At 56.5% G+C, this 16,545-nt stretch carries 16 protein-coding genes and 2 pseudogenes; 8 read left to right on the top strand and 10 right to left on the bottom strand.

Going from position 1 to position 16,545, the window contains the following annotated elements; translation table 11 throughout:
- Positions 1-29: 29 nt before the first annotated feature.
- The 4 genes from ABIC16_RS21070 to mobQ all read right to left on the bottom strand — a co-directional run bounded on the left by ABIC16_RS21070 (position 30) and on the right by mobQ (position 2,269).
- The gene (locus ABIC16_RS21070; RefSeq protein WP_354292923.1) at positions 30-284 is read right to left on the bottom strand and encodes a CopG family antitoxin; all 255 of its coding nucleotides are present in this window, start codon (positions 282-284) and stop codon (positions 30-32) included.
- On the bottom strand, positions 271-567 hold the full coding sequence (locus ABIC16_RS21065; RefSeq protein WP_354292921.1) for a BrnT family toxin: 297 nt from the start codon (positions 565-567) through the stop codon (positions 271-273). The genes ABIC16_RS21070 and ABIC16_RS21065 overlap by 14 nt, the downstream gene beginning before the upstream one ends.
- Before the next feature lie 51 nt (positions 568-618).
- Positions 619-945 carry a hypothetical protein gene (locus ABIC16_RS21060; RefSeq protein ID WP_354292919.1) on the bottom strand — a complete coding sequence of 109 codons (327 nt, stop codon included), beginning with the start codon at positions 943-945 and terminating at the stop codon, positions 619-621.
- A 163-nt stretch (positions 946-1,108) separates the two neighbouring features.
- Complete coding sequence (gene mobQ / locus ABIC16_RS21055; protein ID WP_354292917.1) at positions 1,109-2,269, bottom strand: MobQ family relaxase; 1,161 nt, start codon at positions 2,267-2,269, stop codon at positions 1,109-1,111.
- Positions 2,270-2,487: 218 nt separating this feature from the next.
- Between mobQ and ABIC16_RS21050 the strand changes: the two genes are divergently transcribed.
- From ABIC16_RS21050 to ABIC16_RS21035, 4 genes are all read left to right on the top strand, one after another.
- Complete coding sequence (locus ABIC16_RS21050; RefSeq protein WP_354292915.1) at positions 2,488-2,757, top strand: mobilization protein; 270 nt, start codon at positions 2,488-2,490, stop codon at positions 2,755-2,757.
- Positions 2,747-3,340, top strand: a complete 594-nt coding sequence (locus tag ABIC16_RS21045; protein WP_354292913.1) for a hypothetical protein — start codon at positions 2,747-2,749, stop codon at positions 3,338-3,340. The genes ABIC16_RS21050 and ABIC16_RS21045 overlap by 11 nt, the downstream gene beginning before the upstream one ends.
- Positions 3,341-3,411: 71 nt before the next feature.
- Complete coding sequence (locus ABIC16_RS21040; protein WP_354292911.1) at positions 3,412-5,166, top strand: type IV secretion system DNA-binding domain-containing protein; 1,755 nt, start codon at positions 3,412-3,414, stop codon at positions 5,164-5,166.
- Positions 5,167-5,883: 717 nt separating this feature from the next.
- Positions 5,884-6,732: a replication initiation protein gene (locus tag ABIC16_RS21035; RefSeq protein WP_354292909.1), complete on the top strand. Its 849-nt coding sequence runs from the start codon at positions 5,884-5,886 to the stop codon at positions 6,730-6,732.
- A gap of 80 nt (positions 6,733-6,812) precedes the next feature.
- Here ABIC16_RS21035 and ABIC16_RS21030 read toward each other — a convergent pair whose 3' ends face one another.
- The 5 genes and pseudogenes from ABIC16_RS21030 to ABIC16_RS21010 form a co-directional block, all read right to left on the bottom strand.
- On the bottom strand, positions 6,813-7,115 hold the full coding sequence (locus ABIC16_RS21030; RefSeq protein ID WP_354292907.1) for a ribbon-helix-helix domain-containing protein: 303 nt from the start codon (positions 7,113-7,115) through the stop codon (positions 6,813-6,815).
- A gap of 89 nt (positions 7,116-7,204) precedes the next feature.
- Entirely contained in the window at positions 7,205-7,879 is a 675-nt protein-coding gene (locus tag ABIC16_RS21025) for a nucleotide-binding protein (RefSeq protein ID WP_502958372.1), read from the bottom strand.
- A 255-nt stretch (positions 7,880-8,134) separates the two neighbouring features.
- A complete protein-coding gene (locus tag ABIC16_RS21020; RefSeq protein ID WP_354292905.1) occupies positions 8,135-10,324 on the bottom strand; it encodes a hypothetical protein in 2,190 nt (729 codons plus the stop codon).
- A 399-nt stretch (positions 10,325-10,723) separates the two neighbouring features.
- Positions 10,724-10,996: pseudogene (locus tag ABIC16_RS21015) on the bottom strand (transposase); the annotation flags it as partial.
- A 70-nt stretch (positions 10,997-11,066) separates the two neighbouring features.
- A pseudogene (locus tag ABIC16_RS21010) lies at positions 11,067-11,372 on the bottom strand (FRG domain-containing protein); the annotation flags it as partial.
- A gap of 185 nt (positions 11,373-11,557) precedes the next feature.
- Between ABIC16_RS21010 and ABIC16_RS21005 the strand changes: the two are divergent.
- From ABIC16_RS21005 to ABIC16_RS20990, 4 genes are all read left to right on the top strand, one after another.
- Positions 11,558-12,073 carry a hypothetical protein gene (locus ABIC16_RS21005; protein ID WP_354292903.1) on the top strand — a complete coding sequence of 172 codons (516 nt, stop codon included), beginning with the start codon at positions 11,558-11,560 and terminating at the stop codon, positions 12,071-12,073.
- Positions 12,070-12,681: a hypothetical protein gene (locus tag ABIC16_RS21000; protein ID WP_354292901.1), complete on the top strand. Its 612-nt coding sequence runs from the start codon at positions 12,070-12,072 to the stop codon at positions 12,679-12,681. The genes ABIC16_RS21005 and ABIC16_RS21000 overlap by 4 nt, the downstream gene beginning before the upstream one ends.
- A gap of 288 nt (positions 12,682-12,969) precedes the next feature.
- Positions 12,970-14,397 (top strand): hypothetical protein, encoded by a 1,428-nt coding sequence (locus tag ABIC16_RS20995; RefSeq protein ID WP_354292899.1) that lies wholly within the window; start codon positions 12,970-12,972, stop codon positions 14,395-14,397.
- A gap of 247 nt (positions 14,398-14,644) precedes the next feature.
- On the top strand, positions 14,645-15,172 hold the full coding sequence (locus ABIC16_RS20990; protein WP_354292897.1) for a hypothetical protein: 528 nt from the start codon (positions 14,645-14,647) through the stop codon (positions 15,170-15,172).
- Between the two features lie 244 nt (positions 15,173-15,416).
- On the opposite strand, the gene ABIC16_RS20985 is transcribed toward ABIC16_RS20990, so the two are convergent.
- On the bottom strand, positions 15,417-16,247 hold the full coding sequence (locus tag ABIC16_RS20985) for a DUF4062 domain-containing protein (RefSeq protein WP_354292895.1): 831 nt from the start codon (positions 16,245-16,247) through the stop codon (positions 15,417-15,419).
- Positions 16,248-16,545: the final 298 nt, after the last annotated feature.

Here is a 16,545-nt window from a genome sequence, read left to right as displayed (position 1 = left end):
GAGCACCCTGCAAAAATCCTTCGGCCTCGTTATCCGTGCAACGCCTGCTCCAGAGCCTGGCGAATGAACCGTTGATAGGGCATCCCCTTGCGCGCCGCGGTCGCCTTCACCGCATCGAGCAGGTCGACAGGCAGGCGCATGTTCACCCGCGCATCCTTGCTCGAAAACTCAAACCTGGTGGGTGTGAGCGCGGATAGGTCGTAGCCAGTAAGATCGGCCGATCCGACGAACGCCTCGGCATCATCATCGCTCGAAAACAGCGGTAGGAGCTTATCCTCGCTCATAGTGCTCAACCTCCTTGGCGTGCATGTAACGGGCGCTGATGACCCGGATCAGATTGGCGCCGTCCCGATCGCGCCACGTGAACGCTAGAAATACGTGCCGGCCACTGCTGGCCCGTCCGATCGCAAGGAACCGCGTTTCCGCCGTCGAATGCGCTGCATCCGGTCCGATCGCCGGTGTGCCGGCGAACACGCTCTCAATTTCTGCGACCGTGACACCGTGCTTCTTGCATTTTTCGCGATTGCCGTCGTCCCAGTCAAAGCCTGCAACGATTTTGCTATCCATAGTCTATGATGGCATTTGTATGTACGTTTGTCAACATAGAAGATTCGGACTTTAGCGCACACGTGTGGCGATAGTCGGTCGCTGTCGCGCATATTTTAGGATTGCCGTCTCGTTTTGCTCGCGCATCTCACGCGGCGCGTCCGCTGGTGTGCACGTTTCGGCAAACATTAACGCCATATCAGCCGCACCGAATGGCTGCCTCTCACCGCGTAGTGCGAAATACAGTACCGCGTCGGCGATCTGAGGCACGAAAGCCCCGGCAGCCGATACCGGCGATCCCTGCTCGTCAAAGATATAGTCGATCATCCGCAGCGCACGCCCTGCCTCATAGGCGGCAAGCGGATCGGAAAGGCCGGGCAGCTCCTCGATAGTCTCCATATGTCGTTCGTTAGGGCCTGACTCGACGTCGGTCTGGACATGCAGCTCACGCTGCGGGCCAGAGTTGTCGGTGAACGGGAGCCCTTTAACGCCGGCGCGCGAAGGCGACGCCGGTTTCAGGTGTCTCCTTCGGAATGGTCCGATCGCTCGCTGCCATGCTGACTCACTCTTGCCCTTGCCCTTGCCCGTCACGCGAGCGGGTTGGTGCCTGCCCCTGATCCTGGGCGACCTGCCTGGCGCGCTGCAAGCGGTCAGATCCCGATACGCCTTGCCCCTGCCCCGCCTGGGCGATCTGCCCGGCCCGTTGCAGCAATTCGGCCGCAGACGATGATTGAGCGTTGGGCTGACCCGCTTGAGCCGCCTCCCTTCCGCGCTGCAATCGCTCGGCTGCATCGCTGCTCGTCGTGGACGATGACACCTCCTCCCGGTCCTGCCCAGTCCAGTGTCGCCATGTCTGGGAGGCCCGCTGTGCCAGGTCCTGCGCGAACGCCCGCACGGACTCTAGCCGCTCGGCCGCGATCGTCCGCACCTCTGCTAGCCAGCCCCCACGATCGGTAACCGGCTCATACGCTGTCCCTGCCGCTTCGGCTGACGCACGCGCCTTCTGCTCCATGTACCAGGACGCCCGAAGATACGGCGACGGCTCGCGATCCATCTCCGCCGCCCGCACCACCAGCGCATCGCGCTGCTCGCCTTCAGGCTCGGCCGACGCGTTAGCCTGTGCTTCCGCTCGTTGCACGGCGAGTGTGCGGTGATCGATCCGCGCATCCTCACCCGCCTGGGCGAGCTGCGCGTTCGCCTGATGCGCCCACTGCTCACGCCAGTGCACCAGCAGCTCGTCGCTGTTCCAGTCACGCACCTTCAACCCAAACCCGGTCTCATCGATCGACCGCATGGTGAGCATCACGTGCGCGTGCGGCTGAGGCTGGCCGTCGCTGCCGGTATGATCATGCAGTGAGAAATCCGCGACCATGCCCCGCGAAACGAACTCATCGCGCACGAAGCTACGCAGCAGCGCGATCTGTCGATCCGCGTCGAGCTCGCGCGGTAGGGCAAGCTGCACTTCGCGGGCGAGCTGGGCGTCCTTGCGCCGCTCCCCGGCCTCGACGGCGTTCCACAACGCCGGTCGATCCAGCGACCAATCTGGCGCCCCCTCCGGTGCCATGATTTCGCTGTGCTGGATGTCGGACTTGCGCGTGTAATCATGCACCGCGCCGGTTCGCTCATCCAGCAATTCTTCACCTGCGCGATATGCCGCAGCCGCTACCGATGAGCGCCCTTTTGAGCGCGAAATCACGGTGACGGCAAAGCGGAAGATCGCCACTTACGAAACGCGGTCCAGCAGCATGATGCTGGCCGGAGTTTGAGGCGGGAGCCTCATAGCGCGAAAGCGCTTTGGGAGCCGTCGGCAGGGCATAGCCCTTGAGACCACGCACATTGACAAACGTCAATGTATAAGCGTGCCCTTCACTCATTCTTCGCTTGGGACCATTGACGCCATTTGTGGTTCTATGACAGCTTGTGCACCTCGGGAGATTGCATATGGCACTTACACTCGAACAGAAGATCGCTGAGGCTCAGGCAAACCTCGCCCGTCTCAAAGACAAGGCGCGTTCAGAGGATACCCGGCAGAAAATTGTCGTCGGTGCAGCCGTAATTTCTCAGGCGCTTCGATCCCAAAGCCTCGCTCGACGCCTGCTCGCTATTCTCGACAACGAGATCATGCGCGATCACGATAAGAAGGCTGTCGCGGGACTAGTCGATCGGCTCAAGTCCGTCACCATCGAGGAAGGCAACCCTGATGCTGCGTAAGCTCTTTGCCAAACGCCGCTCTCCTACCCCCGCACCAACCTACGCCGATATGTTCGAGGTCATGCGCTACGATCGCGGTATGGACGTGATGCCCTACGCCATCGCCTACCGTCTCAAGCCGCCCTTTCTCGATCGGTCGGGATCTGAACCCAATTTTGCACTGCTCGACACAGAATCCGAAATTGACGCATTCATGGATGTGCTGCGTCGCCCCATGATCTCCCAGCCCTCGGGTGTTCCAGTGTGGCCGCCCTTACAGCAGTGGAATGATACACCGAGCAGGCTCATGGCAGAGCCGATGATCTCCGCTTTCTACTATCCCGACGATGAGAAAGCAGGTTGGCCCGAACTGGTCGTATGGGCTTATTCGCCAGCCATTCTCGCAACCGGACAGCTTAAAAACGCCGGCTTGGCCCGAGGTCGCTACGCATTCGAGCAATTCGCCTCAAACGACAAACAACGCTACGTTGAAATGGCGGCTGCGATAGAAGTTAACGGCCCCCGTATTTTCATCGACGGCAAGGTCCCCTTCAGCATGGTAGAGATGCTGAACCCCCGCCAGCCCGGCAGCTCGGATCAATGAACCCCAGCGGCCCGAGCCTGGGCCTTCGGATCGCCGGCCTGGTTGTGTTGGCGTTGCTCGTCTCCACCGGAATGGCGACGCTGATCTTCCCGCTCGTGGCCGGTTTCCTTAAGCTCGGCATGGCACCCGGCGTAACCGGCTTTGCGTCGCTCACAGCGTGGGTCGGGTTCGCGTTCGGCACGAAGGCACAGCCTGCTCACTGGTTCGCCTTCTGGTCACACCTGAACTTATACCTCGCTGGCGGCTATGTCGCCGCTCCAGCCTATATCAGGGCCGTTACCGTCACTCTGGCACTTGGCGGAGCCTTGGGCGTGCTTTGCGCCCTGGGGGTGGCCTACCGCCTCTGGCTAGCCCGATCGGCACAACCCGCTGTCACTCGCCGTCACATGCGCGGTACCACCCTCATCGCCCGCACCGACATGCCAGCCTTCACCGCCACCCTGGTTGCCCGCGCGCTCAACCCATCCGATGATCGCCGACGCCGGCGGGACGATCGCGCGCTTGCCGCTCTTAAGCCGAGCCGTGTCGATGTCCGCTTTATCCTTGATGACGCACGCAAACAGGATCGCGAGCTGACCAAGGCAGAGGTAGTTGCCGACGCCCGCATGAACCTGATCGGCGACGAGGCCGCCAGGCACGGCTTAGTGCGCTTTGGCAGTTTGCCGATGCCACCCGACGTTGAGACGCTGCACAGCCTGATCTGCGCTAGCACGGGCACCGGCAAGACCGTCGCCCTGCGCCAACTGCTCGGTGACATCCGGCGCCGGGGCGATCGCGCGATCGTTATCGATGCCGGTCATGATCTGTCCCGCTCGTTTCGCCGCGATGCCGATCTGGTGCTGTCATCGGGTGACGACGCCTCACTCGGCTGGGATCTGCGCAACGAAATTCGCAGGCCCTCGGAATGGTCGCGGTTCGTTGCGGCTAGCGTGCCGGCGATCGGCAGCGGGGAGTCGAGCGAATGGGTTCGCAAAGCCCAAGCCTTTCTGACCGCGATCTGCGAGCAGGTCGGCACCGAGACCACCAACCAAGAACTGCTGACAATTGCGACGGCTTGGTCGGCCGAGGCTCTAGCTCCGATTTTGGAAGGTACGCCTGCTGCCTCGCTGCTAGCGGAAGGCGGCGACCGTTACCTGGTCAGTGTCCGCAACAATCTCGGCGAGCGTTTAGCGAGCTGGAAATACGGTAAATCCGGCGATTTCTCGCTGCGCAGCTACATGACCGGTGACGATCGGCGTTGGCTATGGCTGCCCTATCGCGACATGGAGAAAGGCACGCAGGGACCGGCAATTGCTGCCTGGGTTGATATGCTTGTGCTTGCCGGGCTCGAGCGCGCTGAACGGCCGGGTACACACCGGACGTGGATCATCATCGACGAGTTGGACTCGATCGGCACAATTGTGGGGCTGAAGGAGGCTGTCACGCGGCTCCGAAAAAGCAACGTCGCAGTGGTCGCGGCCATCCAGGATTTAAGCCAACTCGTTGAACGGTATGGTCGGGAAACCGCGCAGACGCTGTTTGGGTGCTTCTCTAACCGGCTGTTCCTACGCTGCACCGCCAGCGATCTCGCCGAGAAGGTTGCCAAGGAGCTGGGTGAGGCAGAGTTCGAGGAAACACGCACCCAGACTGCCCGCAGCTCCAGCCGTCAATCGCAGAGTCGAACATCCACGGGCGAGAATACCTCGCTATCCAGCCAATATACTCGCTCACCCGTCCAGCTTGCGACCGAGATCCGCAATCTTCCCACTCGTACTGGGTTCGTGACATTCGCCGGCATCAATCGCGTCATGCCGGTTAACCTCTCGGTAGGTCGAAGTGGACGGTGAGTTTCGGGGTACCACCTCACCTTTACGCTTTCCGCCTACACCACGGCGACAGTAATACACCGTCGTTTCGGCTGGCTTCTTACGGGAAGCCTACGGCCGTTAGGCCGTCTTGTGGCGGCGAAGCCGACACGTAACCAAGGTGCATTGCCCCGCTGGGGCAATTCTATTTTCGTCCAGAACGTTCTTAGGACACCCGGTGTGTGAAACCACGATACCCAGTGCCTTCGTTCTCCCAAGCTGTGGCCCTGGGTCCTGTGTAGCGGAATGTTTTTCATCATACAGTGCGGTTGAAAATCATGTCGGATTTCCATGCGTTTGAGCATGCTTCTGCCTTCAGAGTTTCTAACTTTATAACTTCAGTAGATTCCCGTCCAGTAAGTCGTTGATAAATAAGGTCGCTATAGCCGATAGCGTGACAATTCGGGGGTTTAACGTGACGAACGGGGGGCTTTGGTCGTGACATCTAGGGGGGGGTATCGTGACAAATTGGGGGTCGATCGTGACGGATGGGACCTTTGCTGTCGCTTAGCTCTCGAAATGAGCTGAACTCGAGAATATCTCTATGCTTATCAGTGACTTGGCGGATGCCTTGCTTCATTAGGGATGTACACTGACGATGCCACATCGTGACAAATTGGGGCGCCCATATTTGACTGCCATACTAACATCGTGACGTGACAGATTGACCTTTGTCACGTCACGATAGAGAATGGCGCCATGGGACGTACCATCAAGCAACGGCATTCCTCCGAGGGAATCGTGAAGCCTGGTGAGTTGATCGACATTCGCCAGAGCGCTGCTCTTACTCTGCATGATCGCCGGGTTCTTAATTTGCTGATCGAGCGTGCGGGCAACAATATCGCGTCGGACCAGCCACATCGTATTCCAATGGCGCGCTTACGTGGCCCTAGTCACCGCGGCGGTGAGCGGGTCCGAGATAGTATTGAAAATTTGATGAAAACGCTGATCTTGATTCCAACACGGGACAGCAACGGGAATAAAGCAACAACGAGAGTTCAGCTTCTCGCTAGCACCACAACAACTGACGATGAAGATAATCCAACTGGTGAAGTTACATATTCGTTTCATCGTGAAGTTCGGGATATCATATCCCGCTCTGACTATTGGGGACGGATCAAAGCTTCGGTAATGTTTGCTTTTTCATCAAAATATGCACTAGCTCTTTACGAAGCAATTTGCCTCCGCATAAACTTAAAGCACGATAACCAGTTTTTTAAACCTGATGATTTTCGCGAGCTGTTAGGTGTTGACCGCGACCTTCTAACCCGTTTTCCAGATTTTAAACGGCGAGTTCTTGATCCGGCGCTAACGGAAGTTAATGCGCTCTCCGACTGCAACGTTGAGGTTGAGGTCATCCGCGAAGGTGGTCCTCGAAGCACTGTGACGGGCTACAGACTCCGTTGGTCCGGTAAAAGTTCAGAAGAATGGCAAGAAGCCATGGACGAAGTGCTACGTCCTAAAACTGGGCGAAAAGCGCGTATCGAAGGCAAAGTTGAAATCGTCACCTTCATGGATACCGGGCCGCGACTAATTGCGTCTCGGTAAAATCGGTTAGGCCTAGTCCCTCTTTTGACAAATGTAGGCCACTTCAAACGCCCCACTCCACAATGCCTTATTGCTGGCAATCAGGCATTGTGGCTTGCCAGCAAGTTTGCAAGCGCTTCACGCATCAAGCTCTCTATGGACCGATCGGTGTCGGCGGACAGCCGCTTGACGCGGCGATGTTCCTCCGGCTCAACGACGACGGTCAAGCGCTTCATGCCTTCTCGTGTCTTAGCTCGATAGCCGCTCGCCGACCCGCCACTGCTAAGAACCGACTTGGCTGAGGTTGCATCAGACAGGCCATCAGGGACGATCGGCGTCTTTACCGAAACTGGATCCTTCACTGCCGCCTTCATGCTTTCTGCAAGGCTCGGTCGCTTGGCCATAGTTCGTTCCCAGATATTATTGTGCCAAGAATACAATATTGCGGTTTTGCTGGCAATGCAGCATGCCTAAATGCTGGCAATAAATCGCGCTAGATTTGCAAAGTGGCTCGGAGCCACCGGAGCATTTGATCGACCTCTTCCGCCGCTTTACCACTCGGCTCATACTCTGGAGCCGTTTGCCCTGCCGTCAAAGCGTGACCGAACGCCGCCCGCTGTTGAAGTCCAACAGGGGCAACCTCCAACCCATGCTGCGCGACGGCAGCCTGGGCGTCTGCAAGAAGCTGAGTAGCACGTGGAGGAACGGCGTTTAGTACTACGTAGGCCAGCTTCTTGGCGCTGGCGACGAGCTCTGCCGTTGTCGAGATTGCACGAAGATCAAGAATCCCAGCTCGACACGGAATTAGGATCAAGTCGGCGGCCTTGATGGCCGCGATCGCAACGCTGTCTGAATGGGGCGCCGTGTCGATGACGACCAGTTTCGCACCGCCCGTGCTTGCCGCTTTGAGGCCGTGGCTGAGCCGCGAATAAGGGAGAGCGACAACTACTGGTGCCTCGCCTTGCCGACTGTCTCCCCACCCGGCAGCACTTGCCTGGGGATCAAGGTCGATGATGACTGAAGGGAGACCAGCGACTTCCGCAGCTGTCGCGATGTGGAGCGCGAGGGTCGTTTTCCCAGCTCCACCCTTCTGGCTAACTATGGCAACCGTTTTCATATTGCTGGCATAGCAGCAGGCCAGCACCACAGCAAGACGTATTGCCAGCAATTAGGCATCATGGCAAACTGGCAAACTGGCAAACTGGCATGATATTTAGCTGGCAAGATTTATTGCCAGCAGTTTGAAACTCGGGAGGCTTCTCGATTAGGAAGGTTAGGTGAGAATCTTCAGCTCACCGCCCTGAAAAGCATTGTGCTGCCTGCCGTTTTCTCAAAATTTGTTCCCAAATCGATTTTCTCGAAATGGCCTAAACGACACGAGAAAACGGGTATCCTTAACAGGGGGACGTCAATCGGCAGAGCGCTAGCTCGGGGCGGCCCGTCTGACGGCAGACCTTAGGGTCTGGCCGCCCAGATAGACAGCGTCGTAAGCTTCCGTGCCTTTCCACAATGTGATTATGCTTGCTGAGGACACTGCGTTGAATTGTTCGGCCATCGCACCGAGCACGTTGTAGCCAATTTGACGGCGCTCAAGGGGGAGCGAACGCGGATCGACGAGCGCGAGGCCAACAGCCCCCTTCTCGCCCGGCACGTCCACCTCGGTCATTGCCACTGGCCAATCGTCGCCCTTCGGCTTCTTGCTGAATGCCTTGCGCACGGCCTTCTCAAATGCGAGTTGCCGGGCAAGCGAAAAGTCCATCAACAGGAGGCCGAGCTCAAGATAGACCTCCGCCGAGCGCTGTTTGGCTTGTCTAAGTATGTTCTGGAACATGGGAGAACTACGCAGGGAGCTATCCGAAGGCAGAACCAGGACCCCCTCGGCATCGAGATACTCGTGTAACGTGTAAGAAGCTCCAAGTATCAGTAGCGTACGATCACCACGTGGTAGATCAGAAAAGCCGAACTGGACATACGTTGTAAATATGTCCATTTCATCTCCAATAATTTGATAAGACTGCGCAATTTGAGCGCGTCGCAACAGGTAATGAAGCCGTTGGAGCTCCCCAGGTATATATCCAAACACCTGCTCAAGCTCTGCCAACATTATGCAAGGAGCTGCAATAGAAGTACTATTGATAACTCCGACTTTCTCCAGCATCTCAGGCGCATTCATCATCGGCCCGACTTGCTCTACTGAAATCCCAAATCGTGATATCGATCGAATTTTGCTTGGGTCTAAGGTCAGTAGATGCCGGCCCTTAGCGTCCGAAATTGGCACAGGGGCGTCTGACTGGCGGACGTGATCCGCAAGAGCAGCCCCCTGCTTTGACGCTTTACCCCAAATAGATTTCAGAAACCGCGTAGTTGCATCTCGAGCGCCGAAGCGTACGCGATCTGGAATTAGCGATCCCTTCGCTTCTAAAATAAATAGCCGATTTGCAACGAGAACAATCAGATCACTTTCAACTCGCTCACCATTCGCACGATGCCAATAGCCACCAAGCACAACTTTTGCAGTCGGAAACGAGGCTGCAAGCAGGCGCTTCCCTTCGAATTCTACAAATTCACCCCTAACCTTCTCAATACGCAATTTTGCGTCTTTGACGTCGCTCAAAAGTCTAAGTAAACAACGAAACGGAAAGCTAGTCAACGTTAGTACGCTGTAAAGCGCATAGAACTCTGGCGTTCGCACGACCGGAGAATGCCAGATAGGATTGTCCGCTACAATTACCACCGGATCAGTCACACTGCTTGTCTGCAATGAAAGAGATGCTAGCAGCCTTTCCATCGGCAAGCCTGCTTTCTCTTGTGAATCGATCCACTCCTGTTCAATAATGAATAGGCGATCGACCGCGGCGTTCTCGAGGCCCTGAAAAGCGGCTTTGCGAAGGTCCGCGATCGACGCCGCTGAGAATGCATCATCAAATTCTCGCTCGAGGACCGCAGAGTGAAGTGACTTGAGAACTTGAAGCACGGACTCGCGACTGCCTTTCAGGGCTCTGCGCGATTGCTCGAGGTGAGACTGAAATTTTTCCCATATGTATTTGCGCAATGATACGATGGACCGACCAAGGGAGAAAAAAGACCCGTCCCTAATGTATCGTTTGTCGTAGTCTTCCGTGACAGTGAGTATCATGCGGTCGAAGAACTTGTCCCCATATGGATTCCGGTAATACGCAGAGTGAACACGAGCGAGCAGATCAATATCAGTTTGATCATCAGAGGACTCTAGCATACTTGCCACATGACACTGCGTCTGCAGTTCTTTCCAAAATGCCGAAATTTGATCAGGTTGCAAGTCCGGAGCCAAGGAATAAGGCTTGGCTGCGAGCGCGATAGCTTGCAACATCTCCATCTCTGCAATCTCAGTGTAAGCAGCTTCGCGCTGGAGCGACTCAGCTGCGCCAATCAACGTATAAAGCCCCGTCAGCGACAATAGGTGATGCCGATCGAAAGCGCTGACGCGGACGCAAAACTCGGGCCAGCGGCTCGCGACCGCCATACGTTCGGCGTTGTCCTCAAGTGCAAGCCGCCAGCTCGCTGGCATAACGTCCGACGCATTCTCGCCAGGCACAAAAGCCAGTTTTCCGCTATCAGTGTCTGTTATCATCATCAGGTTGGTGGCCCCTGGTGGGAGGATTTTATAATCAATGCACTTATTGCCTTGGGGTATCTATTAGGTAACGCGTCGGCTGGTCTGAGATTGTAACCCGGTCAGGGTTCCGGGGGTGAGTGTCTCTAAGAATATGGCCTGCGAGTCATGCGCGCACAGCGGCCAGGGTAGATAGCCTCCCTCCTTGTGCGCTACTCGTACGGCAGACCGGCAGCGACGAGCCTTCCCGATTGCAGTTTCCCGAAACGGGCACGTGTCGACGGAGTTATGAGAAAGCGGTCATGTCGCGAATGTTCTAAGTTTCGGACGTTGCGTATATCGCCGCTTTTGCGACAGTGAACCGGTCGCTTCAGGCGGAAGTGACCGTTGGCGAGCAGGCCTAGGCTCAGGACTCGTTGATCAGAGCCAGAAGATGACGGTGGCGGCGAGGGCCACAGCGGAGAAGAATACGGTCGGACATCGATCGTAGCGAGTGGCGACACGACGCCAGTCCTTCAGCCGGCCGAACATAATTTCGATACGGCTCCGGCTTCTGTAGCGGCGCTTGTCGTATTTGACGGGGACGATCCGGGATTTTCGGCCTGGAAAGCAGGGTGTTACGCCCTTTGCCTGGAGGGCGTCCCTGTACCAGTCTGCGTCGTAGCCACGGTCGCCCAGCATCCACTGCGCCTTTCACCGCCGGCTTGCCGCGCTTGGTCAGCTTGCCCGTAGACACTTCCTTTGCGAACGGCTCCGTGGCGAACCAGAGCGCGGCTAGCGGGTTCCAGGTCACGTCCAGCAACCTCGTCGGGAGCGAGAAGTGCTGCATCCGGACGAGCTGCTCTAGCGCCGAAGCGTCACCGGCGAAGTCGGCAGGGTGCGCGGCGATTAGCTCACGCAAGAGCAGGTGCTCGCGCTGCGTCCGCACGTCATTGCGGAATACGGACGGGCGCAGGTCGAAGGCGGTGTCGGCCAAGCCGCGGAAGATCGCCACCTTGCCGGCGGGCACGGGATGCTTCTCCAGCCACGTCACATAGGAGGAAAGGGTCGTGATGGGGTCGGATGCCATGGCGTCTCTCCTTGGTCGTGCTGACGGCAATCAAAGGGTCATCAAGTGCACCGGCAGTACACAGACGTCGCATAGGTGAGACTTGATGACCACCGCTCAAGCTGGAGGGTGGCTGGTTGCGAGCTGCCCCTTGCAATCCCGTTCACGGGTCACATATTGTGATATTGGGCCACAAGGAGTTCCCAATGGACAAAAATGCCATACTCAAAGTGCGGGTAACTGACACCGTTCATGCCGACTTTCTCGCGGTCTGCGAAGCGCTCGGGCGAACACCGGCCGCGGTGCTGCGCGAGTTGGTGGAGCGGCACGTCGCGACCCACAGCATCAATCTGGAGGACGATGTGCGTATAACGATCGAACGGCCTGCCGGCTATGACTACGGCGCTTGGCGTGCCCGGATGACGCTCCGTTCACCAGACGCAATGGAGTTCATGGGCGGACCGGTGCCGTTCCGCATCCCGCAGTTGGAGGCGCGACGCGTTTACCCCGACAAGGGCTACCGCGTTGCTGCGGCGGATTGGAACAAGAAGGGATCCGGCCTTGATGGCATTTTCGTCAATGGCGCTTGGGAAGGCGACATCTACAGCAACGGCGTGGAGGAGGATGACAATCCTACCACACTGGACGCCGTAGTTGCCGCGCTGAAGGCAGCTGTGCGTGATCGGGTCCACGCCTTTGCATCTAGCGGCGCGATCCAATGACGGGGACATTGAGCGCCGAGGCCGCAAGCGACTACTTGCGGTTAACGCTCTTCGCATTCGACAGCGGATTGATTGGGCGCACCTATTACGAGGCGCGGCTCAATATGTTGCGTGTGATCGCCAACCCCCAGGATGGGGCAGCTCATTATGCGACAGACCTGCTCGGCGATGAGGCGGTCGACGACGAACTTCCTTGGTTGGACAGTGACAAGGAGCAGGTCGGGGCATCAGACCCGGTGGAAACGAGCGGCCCCTATTATGACGATGCTGATCACAGCTTGGCCTTCAGAGTGGTTGCAGGCCCGCTAAAGGATTGGGAATTTCACCAGGCAGACGACGATTTCTTCCCATCGATCCCGCACGGCCACGAACATGGACGCAAACAACCCAAGCTCGATGTGTATCTGGGCTGGGTCTACAAGAAGGATGAGAAGATACGGCGGGTTGATCGGACCACCATCATCGGACTGTGGAATAATCAAGATTTTCGCGATTTTGCGAAGATCGCTATCAACTACTATCTCGATCGATTCCCAGGCTACGCCGGCTGGCGCGTTGCTGATCCCCGCATTCTGCCTGCCATCCGGCGTGGGCGGCGGTATCGTTAGCCGATCACAGCGCGCAATGTCAGCGTCGCGTCGGCCGTAATGTGGAGCTGTCGCTAAACCTCTGAGTTTTGAACGTCTCGAATGTCGCTGCTTTTGCGACATTCGAGACCGATAACGGCTTGTGTCGCGTCGCAAAAGGGATCTCTTTTGCAACGTACCCTTCGAATTTCGAACTGATGACGTTTTGCCTGCTAGCCCTCGGCGGAAGCGCGAATAAAGCTACGATTGCGACGCACACCCCACGCCTTACGTTGCAGGTGCTTCCGCGAGTTTGTGATACTATTGGGCATGGCGAAAAGAAGCTGCATCATTTGCGGAGGGGCAACCGGTTCTAGAGAGCATCTTTTTCCGGCCGCGCTCGGTGGCCGCAGGGTCAATGCCGGCATCTACTGCAGCGAGCATAATCAGGCGCTCGGTCCTGGCGCCGCTGTACTGGCGAAGCAGCTCCGCGTCATCAACTCCATCCTGATGGTCGAAAGCGACCGGGACCGGAAGGTCGCCCACTATCCAGTCACAGTTGAGGACGGCCGGACCCTAAATGTCGTCGGTGGACACGCGACCCTAGCGGCTCGATTTGACGTGACGAGCGACACGCCAGAAGTGACGACCGGCACGCTTAATTTTCAGACCGATGCCCAATTCCAGGCATGGGTGAAAGCACAACATGATGCTGGCAACCGTGTCGAGTTCGGCGAGCGGCAAATTAATCCGCCAAAGTTCTATCCCGGTCCGCGGCTTGAACTTACATTCGGTGGTTCCAATGGCTTGCGGGCGATTGCCTACCTCGCACTGACTTATTTCGCCCATCACTTTGCCGACGCCGCACGAACGCCAGCGCTGCATGATTTTAAGGCCTATGTGCTAGGGCAGGAGGCGGCAACGCGGGCAGGTTGGGCACCGGTCGACGCTTTCGCCAACTTGCCCGTGAACCCCTTCGAGTTCGGCCATATGATCGCGGTCGGGGTCGACACCAACGGCAAAGCCAAAGCGTTAGTATCGATATTCGGCAGCCTGAACTTCGCTGTCGATATCGCTCAACTTGCGGAAGCCGAAGAGGCCAGGGCGATGGCGACGTTTATCAATCCGCTCGCGCGAGGCGCGCCTGCCGACATCCATGAGGTGGCCATTGAGCCAGGCGGGCTCGGCACAGTCGAAACTGACCGGTCCCAACAGACACTGGAAACCGCGATTGCCGATGGCATTATGCAATCCGCCTTGCGCATCCTGTTCGAAAAAATCAGCATTTATGTAAACCGGCGCGACGCAACACCGCTGCTTATGCGCTTGGAGAATATTGCTGCTCGGCCTGTGTCTGATCGCTCGGACGCCATCGCGACCCTACTCAACGAGCAGCTTCCAACGACGATGATTTTGCAATTGTGCGAGCGCGTCGTGAGTGGACTGAAGCTGGCCTTCGGCGCCACCCCTGAGACGGTGCCCTTCATCGCGATGCTCGACGAACTGCTAGCCTTCGACCCGGTACGACCAAGCGGATTGTCAGAGAACACCGAAACCCTGATGCCAGCGATGCGGGACATAATTGGGCAGCAACTTCTTGCTGCGACCGCTGGGGGAGTGATCAGCATAGATATCTTAGTCGAGATTTTAGCCGGTGAGCGGGGCGCCAGATCAATCAGCGAGATGTACGTCAGCGTTCTAAATCAGCTTTCCAATCAGCTAAGCGCGGACAGTAGCTTGGACCGTGCTGGTAGCTGAAGCCACTGACTAACTGCTGCAAAAAGGCTAAGTTTCGGACGTCGCGCATGTCGCCGATTTTGCGACAGCGGAATGGCTGAAAGTAGTGGGCAACAGTCCGACCGCTTTCGGTCATCAACCGCAGTTAGCCGACGATCGTTGCTCATTTTCGGCGTGACGGGGCACGACCGGCGCAGCGATCAGCCGGTGTCTGCTTTGCGCTCAAAGTCGTTGAGATGGCTATAGTAAGAGAATATCACTTGCAGGCATGAACCAGCCTATCTTGAAATCACATTCAATCTATGCCGCTTATAATAGCGAGTTTGACAGGAAACTAGTAGCAAATAGACAGTCGGATCATTACAACTTTAAAGTAGGTGTGTTATCTAAGGAAAATTCCAAGGCTATACTACGCCGCCTGAACTCCGGAGGTCAAGACGCTCGAAGAATAGCTGACGGTTATATCCCATATGGAGGTTGCGGCGAGTGGAGGCTGATAAAGTTTTGGCAATCTAGTGAGGTCGGGCCGAAGCCATATCCGTTCGATAACAAGGTCTTTAAGAAATGGGCAAAAGGACGGTTCACGAACGTCCAATGCGTGTGCTTTACAACAAGTATCAACCTCGAGGATATATTCTGCTTGACAGAGAAGGATATTGCACAATTAGATGATATATTGAAGATCAAAAATCTTAAGCACCTCAATGATCCGCTTAACTATGAAATTATACAAGAGGTAGTCAAATATATATCTGATGTTATTCAAAAAGAGTTTGTGGACTTGAGAATCGAATAGCCCTTGCACATGCTCGCACGGTTGTTTGGGCCATGTTCCGGCTGACGGCTAGATCACACCCGAGCGGGGACGAACGGGTTGAGGTCGGTTTCGACGCCTGCTTTCAGGGAGCGAATTTGGCTATCTCACGTCGGAGAATGGGCGTTAGCGGACATTCGCCAGCCCGACCACAAGCGGCAAGGGACACCACGACTCGACCACATACACGGTTGTGTCGTGGCCGGTATGAAGTAGCCTATAGGCCTCAGCTTGGCTTATCACGCAAAATGGGCTTCACCTTGAGCGTCTTAGCGACATCGTCGATGCGGCGCTTCGCAAACATCCAGGCTTTTCGGCCATCACGCGTGGTCATCCACTTGCCACCCATCTCCTTCAGCTTGTCGCCAAACTCGACTGTGTCACCGGGAATTACGAAAGCCTTTTCGGTGTAATCCTCCAGCCAGAACTTAGCGTCCTCCTTAGGCGTTCTTTTTAGAACTCGGACCTTCGGCTTAGGGGCTTCATCGATTTCATCGCGTGTTGATGCTTTAGCCGCTTCGACTGCCTTCCGATCGATCACCGGCCCGATATTCATATCACGCATTACGATTGTTAGATGTCGCGATAGCTTCTGCCGGAGCTCCTCGGATGAACGATATTCTTCTTGAATACCCTTATCACGAATAGATGTCTTAAATGCTTTTAACTTACCATATTGGTCTAGGTCTATAATGTCCGGATCGATAGATGCCTTAGAATAATAAAGCATGACCGGCTTTTTTGCACCGAGGAACCACTTTATTTCTTCGACTGTTCCGCTTTCTTCGACCCCGGTTGGTGAACCTAACCTGGTCCAGAATGCTCCAATCAGTAGGTCGCAGCTCCGAACCACTTGATTGTTGATGATGCCTTGGGGCCGATCCCCCATAGCCGGGGCGCTATGCGTTTCCCACATTACCGGCTGAAGGAGCATGCCTTCCGACTGAGCGTTTAATGAGTTCCAATCATGTAAAGCTTGGGCGATCGCATTGCGTTCATCAGGGACGTCAGATGGGGAGGCTATAAGCACGTTAAACACAGTCGCTGAAAACGGCATACTCGTCCCTTTTTATTTTCTCGAGGAAGCCGGAAGCAGGCGACTACGTCAAGCCCACTTAAATCGCGGTGCATGGTCAAAGCCCGCTGTTTCTGACCGCGTAAATATTGAAGATCGCATCAAGCCTGCCGTTCGAAACATTATTCAGAATGGATGAGTTTATTGAAAACATGCCTTGCAGGTTTTGCTGACCCAATCGAACACGACAAATATCAGAGCAGCACCCCCGCCATGGCACCCGCAGGGCACCACCGCCCCTCCCTCGGAGTGACACGCTAGGCCGCCCCAAGTTTCACGT

It is taken from the genome of Sphingomonas sp. PvP055 (assembly GCF_040546365.1).
Classification (GTDB): domain Bacteria; phylum Pseudomonadota; class Alphaproteobacteria; order Sphingomonadales; family Sphingomonadaceae; genus Sphingomonas; species Sphingomonas echinoides_A.
This window is presented reverse-complemented; position numbering and strand designations above follow the sequence as displayed.